Raw genomic sequence first — 20,326 nt, 5'->3', positions numbered from 1 at the left:
AATGAGCATTGAAACAAACGGCGCAAACCGCAGCACCGCGCGACTGCGCTACGGGAAAGCGGCCCTTCTTGCCTGCACGGCGCTTGTGGCCATCGTGCCCGGCCGGTCGCTGGCGCAGCAAGCGGCGAATACTGGCAGCACCACTGTTCTGGAAAAAATCACCGTCGAAAGCGGCGACAACGACCAGAAGTCGATCGTCGCCACCCGCACCACGAGCGGCAGCAAGATGGCGACCGATATTCTCGATACGCCGGCCTCCGTTTCCGTCATCACCGCCAAGGAGATGCAGCAGCGCGGCGTGCAGACAGTGGAAGAAGCCCTGCAATATACCGCCGGTGTGACCACGGATTTCTACGGTTCCGACGACCGCTTCGATTATTTCAAGATTCGCGGTTTTGACGCCTATACCTATCGCGACGGACTGACGCTCGGCCGTCCCTTCGGCGCGCTGCGCGAAGAAACCTTTGCCTACGAGCGGGTGGAAGTGCTGAAGGGCGGCAATTCCACCACCTTTGGTGTCTCTGATCCCGGCGGTTCGGTAAACTACTCCACCAAGGTGCCGAAACGCACCCGTTTCGGCGAGGCCTATGTGACCGGCGGTTCCTATAGCCGGGCAGAAACCGGCTTCGATTTCGGCGACAACATCACCAGCGACGACACGCTGTCCTACCGTCTCACCGGCAAGCTCAGAAATGCCGATGCGGAATATGACTATTCCCGCGATGACGAAAAATTCTTCATGGGTGGCCTGACATGGCGCCCGAGCGACGCCACCAGCCTTACCGTCGTTTACGATCATCTCAACAAGGACGGCGTTCCAGGCGGCGGCGGTCATCCGGTCGGTTCGCATTTCGACCGGAGCCGTTTCTTCGGCGAACCGGACTACAATTATCGCGGCACCAACCGCAATTCACTGAGCGTGATGTTCGACCATGATTTCGGCTCAGGCCTGACCCTGAGTTCCAACGCGCGCTACAGCAAGACCAATACCGATTTCGGTTATGCCTATATCTCGTCCACCCCGACGAACGGCTCGACCATCGCCAACCGCGCCTTTTTCGGCAACGACACCGAAACCGAGAATTTCCTGATCGACACGCGGCTGCAATATGACACGACGTTCGAAAGCGTCGAGAGCCGCAGCCTCGTCGGCGTCTTTTACAATGACTACTCATCCGGCAGCAAAAACTACTTCGGCTCGGCCCCGAGCATCAACTGGATGAACCCGGTCTATACCGGCGCGCCCGCCTCCGTGCCGCTCTATGCCAGCTCGCTGACCGATCAAAAGACGAGGGCTCTCTATCTTCAACAGGACCTGACCTTCTTCGACAGGCTGATCGTCAGCGCCGGCCTTCGCAATGACTGGATAGACACCGATCAGACCAACAGGCTGAATGGCACGAAGGCAAGCGGCGACATCAGCGAGATGACCAAGCGTATCGGCGTGTCCTACAAGATCACCAGCGAAATCGCGCCCTACATCAGCTACGCCGAATCCGTCGTGCCGGCCTCGGGCCTGACCGTCGAGCCCGAGCGTGGCGAACAGATCGAGCTTGGCGTGAAGTACCGGCCGGATGCCTTCCCCGCTTTGTTCACGGCATCAATCTACGACCTGAAGAAAAACAACATCACCGTCACCAGCCCGATCACCAGCCTGCCGACAACCATTGGCGAAGTGCGTGTGCGTGGCCTCGATCTGGAGGCCAAGGCGGAAGTGACCGACAATGTGAGCCTGACGGCGGCCTATTCCTATCTCAATGCGGAAATCACCGAGAACGGCACCGCCGGCAATGTCGGCAACCGCCCGCAATTCGTTCCGGAACATCAGGCTTCGCTGTGGGTCAATTACACGCTCGCCGGTAACGACCATTTCGGCGACATGAGCTTCGGTCTGGGTGGCCGCTTCACCGGGTCCTATTATTTCGACAATGCCAACAAGGTATCGACTGGCAGCAGCGTGACCGTGGATGCGGCATTCAGCTACAAGATTCAGGAAACCGCCTCGCTGGATGTGAATGTTTCCAACCTGTTCAACGAAAAACACGTCTCTTATGGCGGGTTCGGCGCTGACTTCTACAATCCCGGCCGGGCGTTTTCCGTGACGTTGCGAAAGACCTGGTGACCATCGATATTAGCAATATTTTTCAAGATATTGCATGTATTTTCTAATATACAACATCATCCTCGGTCTCGTCCCGAGGATGATGTAGAGCGTGCTTGTGGAATTGCGCCGAAACACTGAACATGGACGGCACAACACCAACCATCAAAGCAGCCTGTGCATGCGCCGCCATGCAGCGGGTGTATTGCCCACGGACTGGCGGAAGGCCTTGGTCAAATGGGCCTGATCGGAAAAACCGAGCTGGGCGGCTATATCGGCCACGGTAAGATCACCCTCCAGCAAGAGTTTCTGGGCAAGGTCGATGCGCCGTTCCAGTTGCCATTGCAGCGGCGTCTTGCCCGTTGTCTGGCGGAACACGGTTGCAAACCAGCTTTCCGAAAGCCCGACAATGTCAGCCATCTCCGCGACCGTCATGCGATCATCACCGCGCCTTTCGACACGGGCGAGCAATCTGTTCATTTGCGCCTGGGTCAACCTGCCATTTGCCTGCTCCGGCGATGGCCCGGGAATATCCAGCAGTCCCGCAACGATGCTGCCGACAAGGCTTTCCGCATAGACCGCATGTTTCGAGGGTTCGGCCAGTTCATCGACAAGCAGCCCCGCCAGCGTTTCGACCGACCCGATATCCTGTATCTCAACCGGACGACGCAGCGCCGTCATCGCCGCCGAGCTACCGACCGATGGCGACAGGAAACGCAGCAGGCGGTCTTTATGAATGTGCAGGTTGAGATGCGAAAACCGGTGTGTGGCATTGCTGCCCGTCCACATGGGAACACCTGCAGGCACATAGACCGCACGCGTCATGGGTCGAGAGTGCTGCGCCAACTCGCCGTCCCGGTTGGAAATCCTTATCCGCGACGAGACATCGTTGAAAAATATCATGATACGCGGATCGGCGGCCAGATAATAACCCTTCGCCCCCATCTGACTCTCGGCCTCCCAGAACGCACTGACCAGCCCGTCCAGCTGACGCCATTTAACCGGCGCAGTGACGCTGATCCCTTCCGTGTGCCAGGTCATGGAATGCCAGAAACTCAATGCGGGTACCGTCCGGTTGTCGAGCCGAGGTTGGGGATATGGGAGACATGCGCGCCATGATAACGGCCGCCGCAAGCTCCATCGGTAAGGCCCCAATAACATGACTTATCAATTCATGTTAATAGCAAAGATGGTTGTAATGCAAAACATTGCTGCAGCGGGGCGCAATCCCGCAACAAACTGGACCCTGGAACCTCCAGGCCGGCCATCCGTTGATCTTCGGAAGAACGACACCTCAAAGGGAGATCACTATGAACGGCAAAAAGGAACCGGGCGATTTCGCCGACAAGAAGCGCGAAGAGCAAGGCCGTGGCGTCATCGTCGCTGGGCCGGATGCGCATGAAAATGAAAAAGGCGGCAAGGCGCCATCGGGGAAAGCCGAAAAATCTTCACCGGGCAAGCCGGTTGCTTCCTCCGATCGCCGGTGAGTTTGTGAGGCTGGCCTTTTGGCCGCAACCGAATGGCCCCTATGCGCTCCAACCTCAGTCCAAAGCCGTCCCTCTTCCCAAAGCTCTATGCTGTCATCCTCGGGCTTGATCCGAGGATGACGACGAGAACGGCGGGAAACGTGTTCACAAAGTAAAAAGTCCCTGATTGCTCAGGGACTTTCTTTATTGCAGTTGCTTCGCTTCCGCTCAGAGAAGGTCGAAACGGTCGGCGTTCATCACCTTCGTCCAGGCGGCGATAAAATCGCGCACGAACTTTTCCCTGCTGTCGTCCTGCGCATAAACTTCCGCATAGGCGCGCAGGATGGAGTTGGAGCCGATCACGAGGTCCACGCGGGTCGCCGTGTATCTGGCTGCGCCGGTCTTGCGGTCGCGAATCTCATAGAGATTGTTACCGGTTGGAACCCAGGAATAGGCCATGTCCGTCAATGTCGTGAAGAAGTCGGTGGTGAGCGCACCAGGCTTCTGCGTGAACACGCCGTGTGCCGCGCCGCCGTAATTGGCGCCGATGACACGCAGGCCGCCGATGAGGACGGTCAGTTCCGGCGCGGTGAGGCCGAGAAGCTGCGCCCTGTCGAGCAGAAGCTCTTCCGGGCTGACGACGTAATCCTTCTTGACCCAGTTGCGGAAACCATCCGCCAGCGGCTCAAGCGGGGCAAAGCTGTCGGCATCCGTCTGCTCGGCGGAAGCATCGCCACGGCCGGCCGCGAAAGGCACGGCGATGTCGAAGCCGGCCGCTTTCGCCGCCTGTTCCACGCCGTAATTGCCGGCCAGAACGATCACATCTGCGATGCTCGCGCCGGTTTCACGGGCAATCGGTTCCAGAACCGAGAGCACGCGGGAAAGACGGGCGGGCTCATTGCCTTCCCAGTCCTTCTGCGGTGCGAGGCGGATACGGGCACCATTGGCGCCGCCGCGATTGTCCGAGCCACGGAAGGTGCGGGCGCTGTCCCATGCGGTCGAGACCAGATCGGCAACGGGCAGACCGGAAGCAGCGATCTTCGCCTTGACGGCGGCAACGTCGTAGCTCGTGGAACCCGCCGGAATGGGATCCTGCCAGATCAGGTCCTCAGCCGGAACGTCGGGACCGATGTAACGGGCCTTCGGGCCCATGTCGCGGTGGGTCAGCTTGAACCAGGCGCGGGCAAAGACGTCGGAGAAATGGTCCTGGTCGTCCTTGAACTTCAGCGAAATCTCGCGGTAGATCGGATCGACCTTCAGCGCCATGTCGGCATCGGTCATCATCGGGATGGTGCGGATCGAGGGATCCTCAACGTCAACAGGCTTATCCTCTTCGGCAATGGTGATCGGCGCCCATTGCGATGCACCGGCGGGGCTGTGCGTCAAAGTCCACTCATGCTTGAACAGCATGTCGAAGAAGCCATTGTCCCACTTGGTCGGTTCGCTCGTCCACGCACCTTCGATGCCGGACACCACGGTGTCACGGCCAATGCCGCGGCCCTTGGTGTTGATCCAGCCGAGGCCCTGATATTCCGGGCCTGCGGCTTCCGGATCGGGGCTGAGATTGGCGGCGCTGCCATTGCCGTGCGACTTGCCGATGGTGTGGCCGCCGGCCGTCAGGGCAACGGTTTCCTCGTCGTCCATGCCCATGCGGGCAAAGGTCTCGCGCATCTGCGCCGCCGTCGCCAGCGGATCGGACTTGCCATTGACGCCTTCCGGGTTGACGTAGATGAGGCCCATCTGCACGGCGGCAAGCGGGTTTTCCAGCGTCGCGGGCTTGGTCACGTCGCCGTAGCGGCCGTCGCTCGGCGCCAGCCATTCCTTCTCGTCACCCCAATAGGTGTCCTTTTCCGGAGCCCAGATATCTTCGCGGCCAAAGGCGAAGCCGAAGGTCTTCAGACCGGCGACGTCATAGGCAATGGTGCCGGCGAGCGCGATAAGGTCTGCCCAGGAAATCTTGTTGCCGTATTTCTTCTTGATCGGCCACAGCAGGCGGCGGCCCTTGTCGGTGTTGACATTGTCAGGCCAGGAATTGAGCGGCGCAAAGCGCTGGTTGCCGGTGTTGGCGCCGCCACGACCGTCCGTTACGCGGTAGGAGCCGGCCGCATGCCAGGTAACGCGGGCCATCATGCCCACATAGCTGCCCCAGTCGGCCGGCCACCATTCCTGGCTGTCGGTCATCAGGGCGCGCAGATCGGCCTTCAGGGCCTCGACGTCGAGCGTCTTCAGCGCTTCACGGTAGTTGAAGGAGGTGCCGAGCGGATTGGTCTTGGTGTCGTGCTGATGCAGGATGTCGAGGTTCAGCGCGTTCGGCCACCATTCGGTCACCGATTTACCGGAGGCCGTATTGCCTCCATGCATGACAGGACACTTGCCAGCCGGTTTTGAAGTTGCGTCCATTTCGCCCTCCGATGGGTTTAGCAATTAAACGAAATAATCAATGCGACATGTGCAGCATGTGGGAGCCAGAGCCCAGGCAGGTCATCGCGATGGAAACCGTGCAGCGACACTGGTGATCTTTCACAGCTACATCCTCTTTCTGTCATGAAGATGACTAACAGCCGGGTTCCATAATTTCCAATTGTATATTCTAAAGGCTGCGATATGCTGAGCTTATGATTGCGCTCTCCATGAAACATCTCCGTTATTTCGACGCTCTGGCCAAGATCGGCCATTTCGGTCGGGCGGCGGAAGCCTGCGCCATTTCCCAGCCGGCACTTTCCTTGCAGATCCGGGAACTCGAGGAATTGATCGGCGCGCCGCTGGTTGAGCGGGGCAGCCGGCAGATCAGGCTCACCGCTCTTGGCGAGGAATTTGCCGAGCGTACCCGTTCAATCCTGCGCTCCGTGGATGAGTTGCAGGATCTGGCGCGGGCGCGGCACGGTCCTCTCAGCGGCCGCCTGCGCATCGGCGTCATTCCAACCGTCGCACCCTATCTTTTACCACAGGTCATCAAGACGCTCACCCGGCATTATCCCGGGCTGGAGGCGCGCCCGCGCGAGGCGGTGACGCAGAAGCTCATCGAAGACCTTCTGGAAGCACGGCTGGACATGGCGATCGTCGCCCTTCCGGTGTCCGAACCGTCGCTCGAAGAGGTTCCGCTGTTTTCTGAGGAATTCATTCTCGTGCGGCCGATGGAAGATGCGGGCATGCCGGTGCCGAGCGCCGACAAACTTGGCGAAATGCGCCTGCTGCTGCTGGAGGAAGGCCATTGTTTCCGCAATCAGGCGCTGTCTTTCTGCAGCACCACCAATGCGCCGCCGCGTGTGCTGATGGAGGGCAGCTCGCTCTCGACGCTGGTGCAGATGGTCGGCGCCGGTATCGGCGTCACGCTCATTCCGCAGATGGCGGTCGATATGGAAACCCGGCAATCCACCGTCTCGGTGTTCCGGCTGGCGGAACCGCGGCCCTCGCGAACCATCGGCATGGTGTGGCGCAAGAGCAATCCGCTTTCGGCGCAGTTTACCCACATTGCCGAGATCGTGCGCGAATGCGGCCTGCAGAAACTGGGGCTGTCCCCGTGAAGGCGGCCGAATCGACCGCCTTCACAAGCCTTGGAGATTGCCGATCCTACCTCGACGACGTTTTGGACTGCCTGTCCGTCCAATCGGGCGGCGCACCGAACTGGTCGGCCACCATGCCCCGCAAACCGCGTGAGCGGCCATAGGCGTCGCATTCGGCATATTTCGGTTGCCCACCCAATGCCGACCTCATGCGGTGGCCGGAAGGAATGGAAATGTCGAGACCATCGGATACCTTGCCGGTCACGAGAATGCGCGAGAAATAATTGGCGAAATCCGAGGCAAGCCCATAGGCATCGCCGATTTCCGAGACGCGGGCGCTGTCGGTAAAGGAATTTGCGCCCTTCGACCAGACAGCCGCCGCCCGCTGGACGCCCCCATTGTCCACCGCTTCCGCCTCGACGGCCAGGCCACCGAGACCGACGGGCAGACGCGGCACGCCGACCGGCAGGACGAGATTGCTGCCGAGCGATACGGCTGTCGACACTCCGGCCATTGTCTTGTCGGTCGGCACCAGATCGGTAATCACCGTCCGGACGGTCATGTCCGCCGGCTGGCCGGCGGCGGCAATCCGGTATTTATCGCTGAGGGCTACGCAGATGGCGCGGTCCAGCGCATTTGACACAAGGGTGCGGTCCTTCTCGGCCGTAATTTTCGACGAGGCGGCGAAGGAAAATGTGGTCGGCATGATGGCCACGGTTTTGACTGCGGCCAGCCCATTGGCATCCACGAAGGTGCGCGACTTGGTGAACTTGCCTTTGGCCGGGCTGAGCTGCGCATAGGAAGACAATGTACCGCCTTCCTGAAGCGGCACCGAGGCGCAGCCGGACATGATGATGGCGAAGGGCAAGGTGGCAAAGGCAACGCCACGGCGGCGCGGCGGCGTGTCGATTGAAGGCCGGGGAAACAGATTTCGCTGGTGTTTCACTGCATGTACTCCGGTTGGCATGATTGCCCCTGTGCCCAAACGTTACGACAGCAAAAATTGCGGCAACATTACAATCGCCCCTTGCGAAAACCGGCAGGCAGGCGCGGTCAGAAGCGAAGCCGAAAGGTGCTTCCGAAGGCGCTGCTTTCCAGCAGTATCTGGCCATTGTGGTTGGTGACGATCTGCTTGACGAGGCTGAGGCCAAGCCCCGCTCCCGTGCTGCGCGGCGTAACGCGATAGAATGGCTCGAATATCCGTTCCTGCTGGTCTTCGGCTATTCCCTGCCCTTCATCGGCAATGGCGATCTCGCCATTTGCAAGCACCGACACATGGATCGTTCCCCTGTTTCCGCCATGATCAATGGCGTTTCGGACGATATTGCTGATCGCGCGCGGCAAGGTGAAGGGGTTGGCCTGCATCTCGTATCGCGCGATCTGCGTGTCGAAGGAGATGTCGTAACCCGCCGAGAGCGCGAGCGGCGCGAGATCGGCAACGACGGTGCGCACCATCTCGACAAGGTCCACCGTCTCCCGCCGGTCGTTCACCTGATCGTTTCGCTCGAAGGCAAGAAGCTGCTCGGCGGTTTCGCCAAGCCGGGCGACATCCGCCATCAAACGCTGCCGTTCCGGCCCGGGTAAGCCCTCTATCCTGGTCTGCATGATGGCAATCGGTGTTCTAAGCTCATGCGCCGCGTCGATAAGGAACCGTTGCCGCGCCCGGAATTGCTCCTCCAGCCGCTCAAGAATGCTGTTGAAGGAAAGGATGAGCGGCACGACTTCCCGCGGCACATCTTCGACGGGAAGCTTCGAACCGCCACGCCGGGGATCGATCTCTGGAGCTTTTTTGACGACGGAACTAAGACCGGCAAGCGCTCGACGCACGATACGGGGAACGGAAAAGAATACGGCCGGCAGGATGACGGCCAGCAAGGGAACGTAAATTTTGTAGGTTTCGGTAAGAAGCGTCAGAAACTGCGCCCTGACATGCGTAGTTCCACCAAACATGACCCTGACAGGACCCCACCTCGTCTCCATGCTTTCAACCAGTGCGGTCTCGGAAATACCATTACCGCCGCGAATATCAGCATCTGTCATCAGATAAAGGTATCGCGACAAATCGGCATAAACGGCTGGCACGGCACCATAGGTCGCTACCCGCCCATCCAGCGTCGACGCCACGAACCAGAGGGTTGTGTTTTGCGCCTTCAAGGCCTGCAGCGTCGGGCCATCGGTAACGACCAGTCCATTTTCCGGATCGAGTGAAAGCGACTCATCAATTGTTGCCGACAGGTCGTCCCAGAGCGCAATATTCGGAGAAAGGATCATTAACCCGTAAACACAGAGCCCGACGATAACCACGGCGATCATGGCGGCGACGACGATGCTGAGCTGCCAGCTTAATTGCCACCATAGCGAAGGGTTGGATTTGCCTCGCGCGCTCATCGCTCTTCCTTCAGGAGATAACCGACGCCGCGAATATTGTGGACGCTAACCCCTGCCGAAGCGTCGAGCAGGCGTTTTCGCAGCCGCGATATATGCGCGTCGAGCGCATTGGACTGGATTTCCTCCTCGTAATTGTAGACCGCAGCCTCGAGCGTCGAACGCAGCACGGATTTGCCTTTTCGTTTTGCCAGCGCGACCAGTATCATGAGCTCGCGCCTTGGCAGGTCAAACGGCATCGAATTGATCGTGACGCTGAGGTGAAGCGGATCGATCACGATCCGGCCGGCCGCGACCTGCGTTGGGGCCACACTCGCCGGCCGTCTCAGAACCGCACGCACCCGCGCCAGAAGCTCACCGACGAGGAACGGCTTGCCCAGATAGTCGTCGGCGCCGCCGTCCAGTCCGGCAATCCGCTCTTCCGGCTCGTTCATCGCCGTCAACAGGATGATCGGCGTGTCGATGCCGGCCCGGCGCAGCTGCGGAATGAAGGTGAGCCCCTCCCCGTCGGGCAGGCGACGGTCGAGCAGGATGGCGTCATAGACATGCTGGCGCGTCAGCTCCATCGCATCGCCGAGCCACACCGTATGGTCGATGACGATGCCCTGCCTGCCGAGCGTTGCCGTCAGCGCATCCGCCATTTCCTGTTCGTCTTCAATCAATAGAAGTCTCATTCACCACCGTCCCTTCGCCATCCCTTGTCTGCCAGAAAGGTTGCGGCAGTATTGCGGCAAGGACCGCGCGGCAGGGTAATGCTGCTGCAATTGTGGGGGCCTATCCATAAGCCATCAGCCTGCAAGACAGGCGACATGATCGCGACAAGCGATCTCAGGATGAATTTTGCCTGGAGGATTATGGTATGTGGATGAAAAGAACGATCAAGGCGGGGATAGCGCTTGCAGGCTGCGCCCTCGTAGTCACGGCGCTCGATCCGGCGCGCGGGAGCGTCGATGCAAATGAGCGCGCCAAGGGCATCGTCGCGGCCGCCTCGATGAGCCCGGCCGGCATCCCGTTCGAGCTGACGGCAGCGGAAATAGCGAAGATCGGCACGCGCGCCATGGCGGAGCGGCTCAGCATCAGCGGCGAGCTTCAGCCTGTCAGCCGCGTCGTGATCCGCGCCCGCGAGGCCGGAAAAATTCTCGACGTGAACGTCCGGGAAGGACAGGTGGTGCGGGGCGGCGACGTGCTCGTGCGTTTCGAAACCGACGAGCTGCAATCGACACTATTGCTGCGCCAAAGCGATCGCGATGCGGCCGAGGCCGAGTTGACGCTGGCGATGCAGGCTTTGACCCGAACCGAACAGCTTGCTTCGAAAAACATCGCATCGGCGGAACAGCTCGACAAGGCGAAAAGCGATGTCGTGGTGAAGACGGCAAGGGTCCAGAGCCTTTCGGCGCAGGTGGATATCGCCCGCCTTGCCCTGCGCAATGCCGAAATCCGCGCGCCTTTCGATGGCACCGTCACCCGCAGGCTGGCCGAACCGGGGTCTCGCGTCACAGGCGATGGCGAACTTCTTACATTGGTCGATACCAGCATGCTGGAGGCGAAGGTTCTCGTCGCCACACGCGACATTCCACGTGTCGCCCTTGGCCAGACGGCAGAACTGGAGATTGACGGGCTCGGCGGCCAGAGCGTCAGAAGCACCGTCGAGCGCATCAGCCCGGTTGCCGAGGATGGTACTCGGTTCGTCACCGTCTACCTGCGGCTTGCCAATCGCAACGGGCAATTATGGGGTGGAATGTTCGCAAGCGGCTCGATCCTCGTGCGCGAAAAAAACGATGCGCTCGTCGTTCCCGCAATCGCGCTTCGCAAGGACGACGCCGGTTACCACGTCCTCAAGGTCCTGAACGGCCATCTTCGTCGCCAGACGGTCGCGGTGGGACCGCGCTGGAACGGCGGCAGCCTGATCGAGATCGGCGCAGGGCTTACCGACGGTGAAACGATCCTGACCGCGCCGCTTCCCGAATTGCAGCCCGATATGGCCGTCACCATCGAGAAGGCAGGCTGAGATGTTCTTGACCCGCATATCCGTCGCCCATCCCGTTTTCGCCACCATGATGATGGTGGCACTTCTGGTCATCGGCGCCTTTTCGCTGCAGCGGCTGGGGCTCGATCAATATCCGAATGTCGACGTTCCGGTCGTGGTGGTGGTCACCGCCTATCCGGGTGCCACGCCGGAAACGGTGGAGACGGAAGTGACGCGACCGGTCGAGGATGCGCTGAATGCCATAGGCGGCCTCGACGAGATCAACTCGACCTCTTACGAAGGACGCTCCGTCGTCGTCGCGAAATTCAAGCTCGAGGTTAAAAGTGCCGCGGCCGCGCAGGATGTGCGCGACAAGGTCGCCGCCATCGAGGCGAATTTCCCCGAGGATGTCAAAAAACCGGTCATCTCGCGGTTCGACCCGGCCGCCGAGCCGATCCTGTCTCTGGCGATCAGTTCGACATCGCTCGACGTACCCGCGCTCAGCACCCTTGCCGACCAGAAGGTATTGCGGCAACTGACGACCGTTGCCGGGGTCGGGCAGGCAACGCTGGTCGGCGCCCGCAAGCGGCAGATCGATGTCACGATCGACGACACGCGCATGCGCGCGCTCAAGGTGGGCATCAATGACGTGGTAAGCGCGCTGCGCACCGGTAACGGCAACAGCCCGGCCGGAAGCGTCATCGACACTGTTTCAGAACGCACGGTGCAGGTGCGGGGCCGCATCGAAGACCCGCAGGCGCTGCTGGACATGGTGGTCGCAAGGCGTGGCGGCGCGGCCATCTACCTGCGCAATGTCGCCTCGATCTCCGAAGGCGCCGCCGATCCTGAAAACCGCGCCTTCTATAATGGTCAGACGGCACTGGCGATCGATATCGTCAAGGTTCAGGACGCCAATACGGTTCAGGTCGTGACCGATGTGAGGCAGCGCCTCGAAGCGCTCAATGCCGAACTCGCCCCGAAAAATGTGCAATTGCGCATCGTTACCGACTCTTCGGTTCCCATCCGGGAATCCGTCACCCAGGTGCAGATGACCCTGATCGAGGGAGCCGCCCTTGCCGTCGCCATCGTCTTCCTGTTTCTCAATTCCTGGCGCAGCACGGTGATCACCGGATTGACATTGCCGATTGCGATCATCGGCACGCTCGCGGTCATCGATCTGCTCGGCTTTACGCTCAACACGCTGAGCCTCCTGGCATTGACGCTTTCCATCGGCATTCTGGTGGATGACGCCATTGTCGTGCGCGAAAACATCACCCGCCACCTGCATATGGGGAAATCCCATATCCGCGCGGCACTCGACGGCACGAATGAAATCGGGCTTGCGGTGATCGCGACAACGGCAACCATCGTGGCGGTCTTTTTGCCGGTCGCCTTCATGGATGGCATTATCGGCCGGTTTTTCTACCAGTTCGGCGTCACCGTGTCGGCTGCCGTGCTGATCTCGCTTTTCGTCGCCTTCACGCTCGATCCGATGCTGTCGAGCCTCTGGTACGATCCGGATTCGCAACCCGACGCCCGGCGCGGCCTGATCGGCCGGCTGATCGCGCGTTTCGACCGCGGCTTCGAATGGCTGGCCGAACGCTACCGGCTTGCGATCGGCTGGACATTGCGCCACCGGCTCATCACCCTGCTTTCGACGGTTGGCATCTTTGTCGGCAGCCTGTTCATGGTGCCGCTGGTCGGCACGGAATTTGTGCCGGATACGGATGAGGGCCGCTTCCAGATCAACATTACCGCACCGGTCGGCTCCTCGCTGGATTACACGACTGCGAAAGTGCGACAGGTCGAGAAGGCGCTCAGGGAATTCCCGGAGGTGGAGACGCTTTACTCCACCGTCAATACCGGCGGTGCCGCCGGCAAACATCGCGCCGCCATCCAGGTCGGGCTGGTGCCGCTTTCAGCGCGCACGCGAACCCCGGTCTCGCTGGCCGAGCCGATACGCAACCGCCTGTCGGCCATACCGGGCATTGAAGTCACGATCCTGCAGAACGGCCTCGGCGGCGGCGAAAGTCCGGTGCAGCTCAGCATCCTCGGCGACGACCGGGCCATCCTTGAAAAAATCGCCACCGGTCTCATGGAAGACATGAAAAAAATCCCCGGCCTCGTTGATGTGACCTCCAGCGCCAGGGACGTGACCTCGATCCTTTCCGTTCGTCTCAAACGGGATGCGGCAAGCGATCTTGGCATTTCCAGATCCGATCTGGCCGCCGCACTCTCTCCGCTCGTCGCTGGCGAGGACGTCTCGAAATGGACGGATGCGGACGGCAACAGCTATGACATCGTCGTGCGCCTGCCCGGTGAGCGGCGTTCCGATATGACGGCACTCGGCGAATTGATGATTGCGACCAGCCGCATCGCATCGAACGGCGCACCGCAGATGGTGCGTCTCGATCAGGTCGCCGATATCGCCACCGTGCCGGCGCCCGCCGAAATCCGCCGCATCGAGAACCGACGCGAAGTGCTGGTTTCGGCCAATGTCAGCGGCCGCACGCTCGGGGACGTGACAAATGCGTTGCAGAGCCTGACCGCCTCCCGCGATCTGCCTGACGGTTACCGCATCCGCTTCGGCGGCGAAGCCGAAACCATGCAGGAAACGGTCGGCCACATGGTCAAGGCGCTCGTCATGGCGGTCATCTTCATCTACATCGTGCTCGCCTCGCAATTCGGCAGTTTCCTGCAACCGCTCGCCATCATGGCGTCGCTACCGCTGTCGCTCATCGGCGTCATCCTCGGATTGATGGTGGCCGGCAGCACGATCAACATGTTCTCGCTGATCGGTTTCATCATGCTGATGGGCCTCGTTACCAAGAACGGCATATTGCTGGTCGATTTCGCCAATCGCGAAAGAAAACGGGGACTGTCGCTGAACGAGGCGCTCGCAAGCGCCGGCGTCATCCGCTTCCGTCCGATCGTCATGACGACGCTTGCAATGATCGCCGGCATGATCCCGCTTGGTCTCGCCATTGGCGGTGGCGGCGCACAACGCGCGCCGATGGCGCATGCGGTGGTCGGCGGCCTCATCAGCTCCACCCTGCTCACCCTGATCGTCGTGCCGGTGATCCTGTCCTATATTGACAGTATCACCCGGCGTTTCGCCCGCCTGCTGCCGAAAGCGCCGGATGAGACGGGCGAAACCGGATTGGCAGACCATCCGGCATCACCGTCGCAGACTTGACCACGGGATTTGCGGTCAGGGCCTGTCCTCCGCCTGGCGCTTCTTTTTGCCCTTCGGGCGAAAATCGACCAGAAGCGACTTCAGCTCGATTTCCCGGACGCGTCTTGCCGCCTCGTCCGGGCGAACCCATTCCACGAGGCGTTCGCCGCGCTCCTTGAAACTCGTTTCCTCCCCGGTCACCTCGATCTGGAAGACATCCACGACACAGGGAACGACATCGCCATTGTCGAGCATCTTGAGATAGGTGTAGCGGCCGACCGCATCTTTTTTGACCCGGCCGCGCACGCCCGCCTCTTCCCATGCCTCGATCGCGGCCGCCTCGTGCGGTTTCTTGCGTTTCATCGGCCAGCCGCGCGGAATGATCCAGCGCGCCGTGACGCGGGAGGTGACGACAAGGATTTCGATCTCTTCGCCGCTGCCGCCATAACGGAAGCACAGGGCGGCATATTGCTGCCGGAAAGCGCCGGTGAAGAGCTTTTCGGGAACAGCAGCGAGTTGCTGAAGTAATGTCAGGGGACGCGCCGGGCGGGCTTTCCGGCTTTTCTTCGTGGATTTCATATCCGTTGATAGTGCTGATTTTCCGGGTTGCATCAATGCCCCGCGTGCATTTATGACAGTTTTATGACAATTACCCCCCACAACATAAATAGCGCCATTGAGGGCCAATTCGCATGATGAGCATTTTCCGCAAGCTGATGCCGCGCGAGGACCGTTTCTTCGACATGTTTAGCAAACATTCGGAAACGGTCGTCAAGGCGGCGGCGGCTCTGGACCACCTTTTGAGCGGCGTCGACGTCGAGAAAAACTGCGACCTCATCGTCGCCCTCGAAGACCAGGCGGACGACATTACCCGCGACGTTCTGCTTGCCGTGCGCCGCAGCTTCATTACACCTTTCGACCGTGGCGACATCAAGGATCTGATCCAGTCCATGGATGACGCCATCGACATGATGCACAAGACGGTCAAGACCATTCGCCTGTTCGAGCAAACCGAATTCGACCCGCTGATGCGGGAGATGGGCCATGAAATCGTACGTGCGGCAAACCTCATTGCCGAAGCCATCCCGCTTCTCAACAAGGTCGGCACCAATGCGCAGCGCCTGTCGGCGATTGCCGAAGAGGTTACCCGCGTCGAAGGCCGCTCCGACGAGCTTCACGATCAGGGTCTGAAGGACCTCTTCCGGCGCCATGGCGCGGCGGGCGATGCCATGGCCTATATGATCGGCAGCGAGATCTACGGCGAACTCGAAAAGGTCGTCGACCGCTTCGAGGATGTGGCCAACGAGATCAGCGGCATCGTTATCGAGAACGTCTGATGGAAGTCGCGCTTGCACTGCCGCTGCTTGTCGGCCTCATCGCCATCGCGCTGTTCTTCGATTTTCTGAACGGTCTCCACGACGCCGCAAATTCCATCGCCACCATTGTTTCCACCCGCGTGCTGCGCCCGCAATATGCGGTGGCATGGGCGGCCTTCTTCAATTTCATCGCCTTCCTGTTCTTCGGCCTGCATGTGGCCGAAACGCTCGGCACCGGCATCATCGATCCCGGCATCGTTTCGCCGCAGGTCATCTTCGCGGCGCTGATCGGCGCCATCGTCTGGAACATCGTCACCTGGATTTTCGGAATCCCCTCCAGCTCGTCGCACGCGCTGATCGGTGGTCTCGTCGGTGCGGGATTTGCCAAGGTCGGTTTCAATTCCATCGTCTGGTCGGGTCTGCTGAAAACCGTGGGTGCGATCTTCATGTCGCCCGCCATCGGCTTTTTCCTGGCCCTTTTGCTGGTTCTCGCCGTGTCCTGGCTGTTCGTACGCCAGACGCCCTTTGCGGTGGATCGCACGTTCCGCGTCATGCAGTTCATCTCCGCCTCGCTCTACTCGCTCGGCCATGGCGGCAACGATGCGCAGAAGACCATGGGCATCATCGCCGTGCTGCTGTTCAGCCAGGGGCATCTGGGCGACAGCTTCTATGTGCCGTTCTGGGTGGTCATCTCCTGCCAGTCGGCCATGGCGCTCGGCACGCTGTTCGGCGGCTGGCGCATCGTGCACACCATGGGCTCGAAAATCACCCGCCTGAACCCGATGCAGGGATTCTGCGCCGAAACCGGTGGTGCGCTGACGCTGTTCGGCGCGACGTGGCTCGGCATTCCGGTGTCGACCACCCATACGATCACGGGCGCCATTATCGGCGTCGGCGCCGCCCGCCGCGTTTCGGCGGTGCGTTGGGGCCTTGCCGGCAACATCGTCATTGCCTGGGTCGTGACCATGCCGGCCGCCGCCCTCATATCCGCAGCCGTCTATGGGCTGACATCGCTGTTCGGCTGACACCTGAGCCGCTTGCGATTTGCCAAGGCTCCCGGAACAAAAGCCACCCTGTGGCTGTTTGATCCGGGAGACAAGGGCGACGAAGCGGATCGCGGATCATGGCACGGCAGGTTTTCTGGAAGGGTTATCTGAAGCTGTCGCTGGTGACGGCCTCCGTTTCGCTGACGCCCGCCACCACCGACAGCAACAAATACCGCTTCCATATTCTCAATCGCAAGACCGGCAATCGCGTCGAAAGCCGCTATGTCGACAGCGTCACCCACAAGCCGGTGACTGCAAAAAACCAGGTGAAGGGTTTCCCCCGCGCCGAGGATGACTATGTGCTGCTGGAGGATGACGAGATCGATTCCGTTGCACTTGAAAGCACCCGCACCATCGACATCAAGACCTTCGTTCCCACGGGTTCCATCGACTGGATCTGGTACGACCGTCCCCACTTCCTGCGCCCGGAGGACAAGATCGGCGCGGAAGCCTTCAGCGTGATCCGGGAAGCCATGTCGGCGAATGGTGTTGTCGGCGTCGCCCGGCTCGTTCTCTATCGCCATGAAAGGGCGGTGCTGCTGGAGCCCTCGGGCAAGGGCATCATCCTCTGGACGCTGCATTATGGCGAGGAAGTGCGCGAAAGCATCGACGCGCTGGACCCGAAGATGAAGATCGAAAAGCCGCTGCTGGACGCGATGGAAAAACGCATCGACAAGCAGATGACCGGGTGGAAGCCGACACTGGTGCAGGATCCGATCCAGAAAAAGATCAGCGCCCTGCTGAAAACCAAGAGCAAGGCTGCCCCCTCCCCGGAAAAGAAGACCGGCGCGAAAGCGCGCGCAGGCGGCAATGTCATCAACATCATGGATGCGTTGAAGAAAAGCCTCGCCGCAGACAAAAGAAACTAGCCTTCACCGCGCCTTTTTCGGCAGCGGCCGGGCGGCGGCGAAAAAGCCGTCCCATGGGTCCTTCTTCAACGCGGCGAGTCTCGCCGCGATATTTTTGACGGTGAAGTAAGCCGGACCGATCTCGCCGGAGAGTTCCGCCCATTCGATTGGCGCTGAAATGGCGGCCCCCGGCCGGGCACGCGTCGAATAGGGCGCGACAGCCGTATTGCCCCTGCCATTGCGCAGATAATCGAGGAAGATGCGGCCCTGGCGTTTCGCCTTGGTTGCCACCGAGAGGTATTTTTCGGGCTCTGCCATGGCCATGTCATCCGCCATGGCCTTCGCAAAGGCCTTCAGGGCTGGCCATCCCGCTTCCGTTTTCAAGGGCGCGACGACATGCAATCCCTTGCCGCCGGAGGTTTTCACGAAGGCGGCAAGGCCGGCCTCCTCGAAACGCCGCTTCAGTTCCAGTGCGGAATCGATCACCTCCTGCCACGACACATCCTCGCCGGGGTCGATATCCATGGTGATCATGTCGGGCTTTTCCCAGTTCGCGGTTGTCGCGCCCCATGGGTGAATTTCAAGCGCGGCGGATTGCACCAGCGCCATCATGCCGTCGAAATCGGTAATCCGGATCAGTGGTTCACCAGCCTTGTCCTTCGGATCCCTGATCTGTTCGATCGCCTTGTTGACACCGCGCCAGGCATGTTTCTGGAAGAAACGCTGCCCGTCGATCCCTTCGGGACAACGCAGCAATGCCAGAGGGCGGTTGACGACGAAGGGAGCCATATAGCGCCAGACCTGCGTATAATAATCGGCAAGCCCCTCCTTGGTCACGCCGTCATCCGGCCAATAAAGCCGGTCCGGATGGGTGAACTTGATCTTTGACTGCGGCGTCCCTTGTTCCGACACTGCTTTTTCCTCCCGTTCTATTTCCCCCGCCGGTTTATCCTCCCGCAGGCCCCGGAAAGATGCGTGGCGCAGATTGCCATCCGCGGACCATGCCCGAAACTCCACTTCGGCCACCAGTTCCGGCCGGACGAAATGGAGGTCGCGGCGGGCAAGTGCCGTCAGCTTTTCGGAAAAAGGGCTTTCCTTACTCTCCAACGGCGTCAGGCGGCCAAGCAGCATTTCGGCGACTTCAGCGGTGTAGCCGGTGCCGACGCGCCCGACATGCCGCAGCTTGCCGTCCTCATAGACCCCGAGCGCCAGAGAGCCGATGGCATGGTCCGAACTGGAAGATAGGGTATAGCCGCCAATCACGAATTCCTGGCGCATCGCGCATTTGGATTTCACCCAGCTGCCCTTGCGGCCCGAGACATATTTGCTGTCCCTGACCTTGGAGATGACACCCTCAAGGCTGAGGCGGCAGGCATGGTCGAGCACAAGCCCACCGTTTTCCTCGAAATGTTCGCTGTAGCGAAGATGACGGTTGCCGGCGGGCAGCAGCTTTTCGAGCAGCGCCTTGCGATCCATCAGCGCCGCGCCACGCAGATCCGTGCCATCCAGATAGATCAGGTCGAAGGCATAAAAAACGAAGCGGTCGCTGCGCCCTTCGCTCAAATCCTGCTGCAAAGCGGAAAAATCCGAAGCGCCGCTCTCCCGCTCAACCACGATTTCGCCGTCGATCAGCAGCGTTTCCGCCGGCAGCGCCTTGAGCGCGGCTGCCACGGTGTCGCCGAACTTCTCGGTCCAGTCCAATCCGGTGCGGGTCAAAAGCTGCAGTTTGCCATGGTCGATACGGGCCTGCAGGCGATAGCCGTCGAACTTGATTTCATGCAGCCAGCGCGAACCTTCGGGTGGCCGGGGTTTCAGCGTCGCCAGCGCCGGCGGCACGAAGGATGGCAACGCCTGTTTGCGCGCACCTTTGGGCAGGGCGTGAGCCTGCTTTTGCCCCGAGGAAGAGCTTACGGCTTTTTTCGATACGGGTTTGGAATTCCAGGTGTCCTTCGGTCTGGCAGCGACTTCCTCGACGCTGCGCCCGGTCTTTACCGATTCCGGCCGCTCCTCCAGCATATCCACACCGGCATCATGCCTCGCCTCCTCGTCGTCGCCCTTGATCAGCAGCCAGTTCTCGCGGCTTTCGCCGGGCTTTCCATGCATGCGCACCAGATGCCAGCGGCCTTTAAGCTTTTCGCCTTCCAGCTCGAATTCGAGATGGCCTTTGCGGTAGCCCTTCTTCGCGTCGCCGATCGGGTGCCATATCCCACGATCCCAGACAATGACGGTGCCGCCGCCATATTGTCCTTTCGGGATGACACCCTCGAAATCGCCATAACTTAAGGGATGGTCCTCGACATGCACGGCAAGGCGCTTGTCTTCCGGGTCGAGGCTCGGCCCCCGCGTTACCGCCCAGCTTTTAAGGACGCCGTCCATCTCCAGCCGGAAATCGTAATGCAGGCGGCGGGCATCATGCTTCTGTATGACGAAACTCGATCCTTGAGCCTCGGCCTTCGCGCCTTTCGGCTCCGGTGTCTTGTCGAAACTGCGTTTGGCATTGTAGGTCTGCAACCCCATGGA

The 20,326-nt window shown here is 60.5% G+C and carries 15 protein-coding genes; 8 read left to right on the top strand and 7 right to left on the bottom strand.

The annotated features are described in order from the left end of the window. The first annotated feature begins 1 nt into the window (after position 1). The gene (locus AC1ROR_RS17070) at positions 2–2,122 is read left to right on the top strand and encodes a TonB-dependent siderophore receptor (RefSeq protein WP_498590143.1); all 2,121 of its coding nucleotides are present in this window, start codon (positions 2–4) and stop codon (positions 2,120–2,122) included. A 144-nt stretch (positions 2,123–2,266) separates the two neighbouring features. Here the strand turns inward: AC1ROR_RS17070 and AC1ROR_RS17065 are convergent, their stop codons facing one another. Beyond that, complete coding sequence (locus AC1ROR_RS17065) at positions 2,267–3,160, bottom strand: helix-turn-helix domain-containing protein (RefSeq protein WP_498590142.1); 894 nt, start codon at positions 3,158–3,160, stop codon at positions 2,267–2,269. A 251-nt stretch (positions 3,161–3,411) separates the two neighbouring features. Between AC1ROR_RS17065 and AC1ROR_RS17060 the strand changes: the two genes are divergently transcribed. Then, positions 3,412–3,588, top strand: a complete 177-nt coding sequence (locus AC1ROR_RS17060) for a hypothetical protein (RefSeq protein ID WP_498590141.1) — start codon at positions 3,412–3,414, stop codon at positions 3,586–3,588. 207 nt (positions 3,589–3,795) lie between these two features. On the opposite strand, the gene katG is transcribed toward AC1ROR_RS17060, so the two are convergent. Beyond that, the gene (katG, locus tag AC1ROR_RS17055; protein WP_142174520.1) at positions 3,796–5,967 is read right to left on the bottom strand and encodes a catalase/peroxidase HPI; all 2,172 of its coding nucleotides are present in this window, start codon (positions 5,965–5,967) and stop codon (positions 3,796–3,798) included. A 215-nt stretch (positions 5,968–6,182) separates the two neighbouring features. Between katG and AC1ROR_RS17050 the strand changes: the two genes are divergently transcribed. Continuing rightward, positions 6,183–7,091, top strand: coding sequence for a hydrogen peroxide-inducible genes activator (locus AC1ROR_RS17050; RefSeq protein ID WP_035224835.1), 909 nt, complete (start codon positions 6,183–6,185; stop codon positions 7,089–7,091). Between the two features lie 46 nt (positions 7,092–7,137). Here AC1ROR_RS17050 and AC1ROR_RS17045 read toward each other — a convergent pair whose 3' ends face one another. From AC1ROR_RS17045 to AC1ROR_RS17035, 3 genes are all read right to left on the bottom strand, one after another. Next, positions 7,138–8,016, bottom strand: coding sequence for a DUF3313 domain-containing protein (locus tag AC1ROR_RS17045; protein ID WP_139786123.1), 879 nt, complete (start codon positions 8,014–8,016; stop codon positions 7,138–7,140). A gap of 107 nt (positions 8,017–8,123) precedes the next feature. Next, entirely contained in the window at positions 8,124–9,458 is a 1,335-nt protein-coding gene (locus tag AC1ROR_RS17040; RefSeq protein WP_080840024.1) for a sensor histidine kinase, read from the bottom strand. Next, the gene (locus AC1ROR_RS17035; RefSeq protein WP_035224831.1) at positions 9,455–10,129 is read right to left on the bottom strand and encodes a response regulator transcription factor; all 675 of its coding nucleotides are present in this window, start codon (positions 10,127–10,129) and stop codon (positions 9,455–9,457) included. Before AC1ROR_RS17035 ends, AC1ROR_RS17040 begins: the two co-directional genes overlap by 4 nt. Before the next feature lie 185 nt (positions 10,130–10,314). Here AC1ROR_RS17035 and AC1ROR_RS17030 point away from each other — a divergent pair, with 185 nt between their 5' ends. Both AC1ROR_RS17030 and AC1ROR_RS17025 read left to right on the top strand, forming a co-directional pair. After that, positions 10,315–11,463: an efflux RND transporter periplasmic adaptor subunit gene (locus tag AC1ROR_RS17030; protein WP_498590140.1), complete on the top strand. Its 1,149-nt coding sequence runs from the start codon at positions 10,315–10,317 to the stop codon at positions 11,461–11,463. A 1-nt stretch (position 11,464) separates the two neighbouring features. Continuing rightward, positions 11,465–14,617 (top strand): efflux RND transporter permease subunit, encoded by a 3,153-nt coding sequence (locus AC1ROR_RS17025; RefSeq protein ID WP_498590139.1) that lies wholly within the window; start codon positions 11,465–11,467, stop codon positions 14,615–14,617. Positions 14,618–14,632: 15 nt separating this feature from the next. Here the strand turns inward: AC1ROR_RS17025 and AC1ROR_RS17020 are convergent, their stop codons facing one another. Then, complete coding sequence (locus AC1ROR_RS17020) at positions 14,633–15,175, bottom strand: NUDIX hydrolase (protein ID WP_035224824.1); 543 nt, start codon at positions 15,173–15,175, stop codon at positions 14,633–14,635. A 113-nt stretch (positions 15,176–15,288) separates the two neighbouring features. On the opposite strand from AC1ROR_RS17020, the gene AC1ROR_RS17015 reads away from it, so the two are divergent. The 3 genes from AC1ROR_RS17015 (at position 15,289) to ku (ending at position 17,827) form a co-directional block, all read left to right on the top strand. Further along, the gene (locus tag AC1ROR_RS17015) at positions 15,289–15,933 is read left to right on the top strand and encodes a DUF47 domain-containing protein (protein ID WP_035224821.1); all 645 of its coding nucleotides are present in this window, start codon (positions 15,289–15,291) and stop codon (positions 15,931–15,933) included. Then, positions 15,933–16,937, top strand: coding sequence for an inorganic phosphate transporter (locus AC1ROR_RS17010; protein WP_498590138.1), 1,005 nt, complete (start codon positions 15,933–15,935; stop codon positions 16,935–16,937). The genes AC1ROR_RS17015 and AC1ROR_RS17010 overlap by 1 nt, the downstream gene beginning before the upstream one ends. Before the next feature lie 98 nt (positions 16,938–17,035). Then, the gene (gene ku / locus AC1ROR_RS17005; RefSeq protein ID WP_498590137.1) at positions 17,036–17,827 is read left to right on the top strand and encodes a non-homologous end joining protein Ku; all 792 of its coding nucleotides are present in this window, start codon (positions 17,036–17,038) and stop codon (positions 17,825–17,827) included. A gap of 3 nt (positions 17,828–17,830) precedes the next feature. Here ku and ligD read toward each other — a convergent pair whose 3' ends face one another. After that, the gene (gene ligD, locus AC1ROR_RS17000; protein WP_498590136.1) at positions 17,831–20,323 is read right to left on the bottom strand and encodes a DNA ligase D; all 2,493 of its coding nucleotides are present in this window, start codon (positions 20,321–20,323) and stop codon (positions 17,831–17,833) included. Positions 20,324–20,326 lie beyond the last annotated feature (3 nt).

The sequence above is a fragment of the Agrobacterium sp. GW821-FHT14E08 genome, from assembly GCF_058803865.1.
Note: the sequence above shows the minus strand (reverse complement) of the source record. Positions and strands in the feature narration are given on the sequence as shown.

Excerpts from the sequence above, each read along its gene's own strand:
- AC1ROR_RS17070 (WP_498590143.1), top strand. The coding sequence starts at position 2 with ATGAGCATTGAAACAAACGGCGCAAACCGCAGCACCGCGCGACTGCGC.
- AC1ROR_RS17060 (WP_498590141.1), top strand. The coding sequence starts at position 3,412 with ATGAACGGCAAAAAGGAACCGGGCGATTTCGCCGACAAGAAGCGCGAA.
- katG (WP_142174520.1), bottom strand. The coding sequence starts at position 5,967 with ATGGACGCAACTTCAAAACCGGCTGGCAAGTGTCCTGTCATGCATGGA.
- AC1ROR_RS17050 (WP_035224835.1), top strand. The coding sequence starts at position 6,183 with ATGATTGCGCTCTCCATGAAACATCTCCGTTATTTCGACGCTCTGGCC.
- AC1ROR_RS17040 (WP_080840024.1), bottom strand. The coding sequence starts at position 9,458 with ATGAGCGCGCGAGGCAAATCCAACCCTTCGCTATGGTGGCAATTAAGC.
- AC1ROR_RS17035 (WP_035224831.1), bottom strand. The coding sequence starts at position 10,129 with ATGAGACTTCTATTGATTGAAGACGAACAGGAAATGGCGGATGCGCTG.
- AC1ROR_RS17030 (WP_498590140.1), top strand. The coding sequence starts at position 10,315 with ATGTGGATGAAAAGAACGATCAAGGCGGGGATAGCGCTTGCAGGCTGC.
- AC1ROR_RS17025 (WP_498590139.1), top strand. The coding sequence starts at position 11,465 with ATGTTCTTGACCCGCATATCCGTCGCCCATCCCGTTTTCGCCACCATG.
- AC1ROR_RS17020 (WP_035224824.1), bottom strand. The coding sequence starts at position 15,175 with ATGAAATCCACGAAGAAAAGCCGGAAAGCCCGCCCGGCGCGTCCCCTG.
- AC1ROR_RS17015 (WP_035224821.1), top strand. The coding sequence starts at position 15,289 with ATGATGAGCATTTTCCGCAAGCTGATGCCGCGCGAGGACCGTTTCTTC.
- AC1ROR_RS17010 (WP_498590138.1), top strand. The coding sequence starts at position 15,933 with ATGGAAGTCGCGCTTGCACTGCCGCTGCTTGTCGGCCTCATCGCCATC.
- ku (WP_498590137.1), top strand. The coding sequence starts at position 17,036 with ATGGCACGGCAGGTTTTCTGGAAGGGTTATCTGAAGCTGTCGCTGGTG.
- ligD (WP_498590136.1), bottom strand. The coding sequence starts at position 20,323 with ATGGGGTTGCAGACCTACAATGCCAAACGCAGTTTCGACAAGACACCG.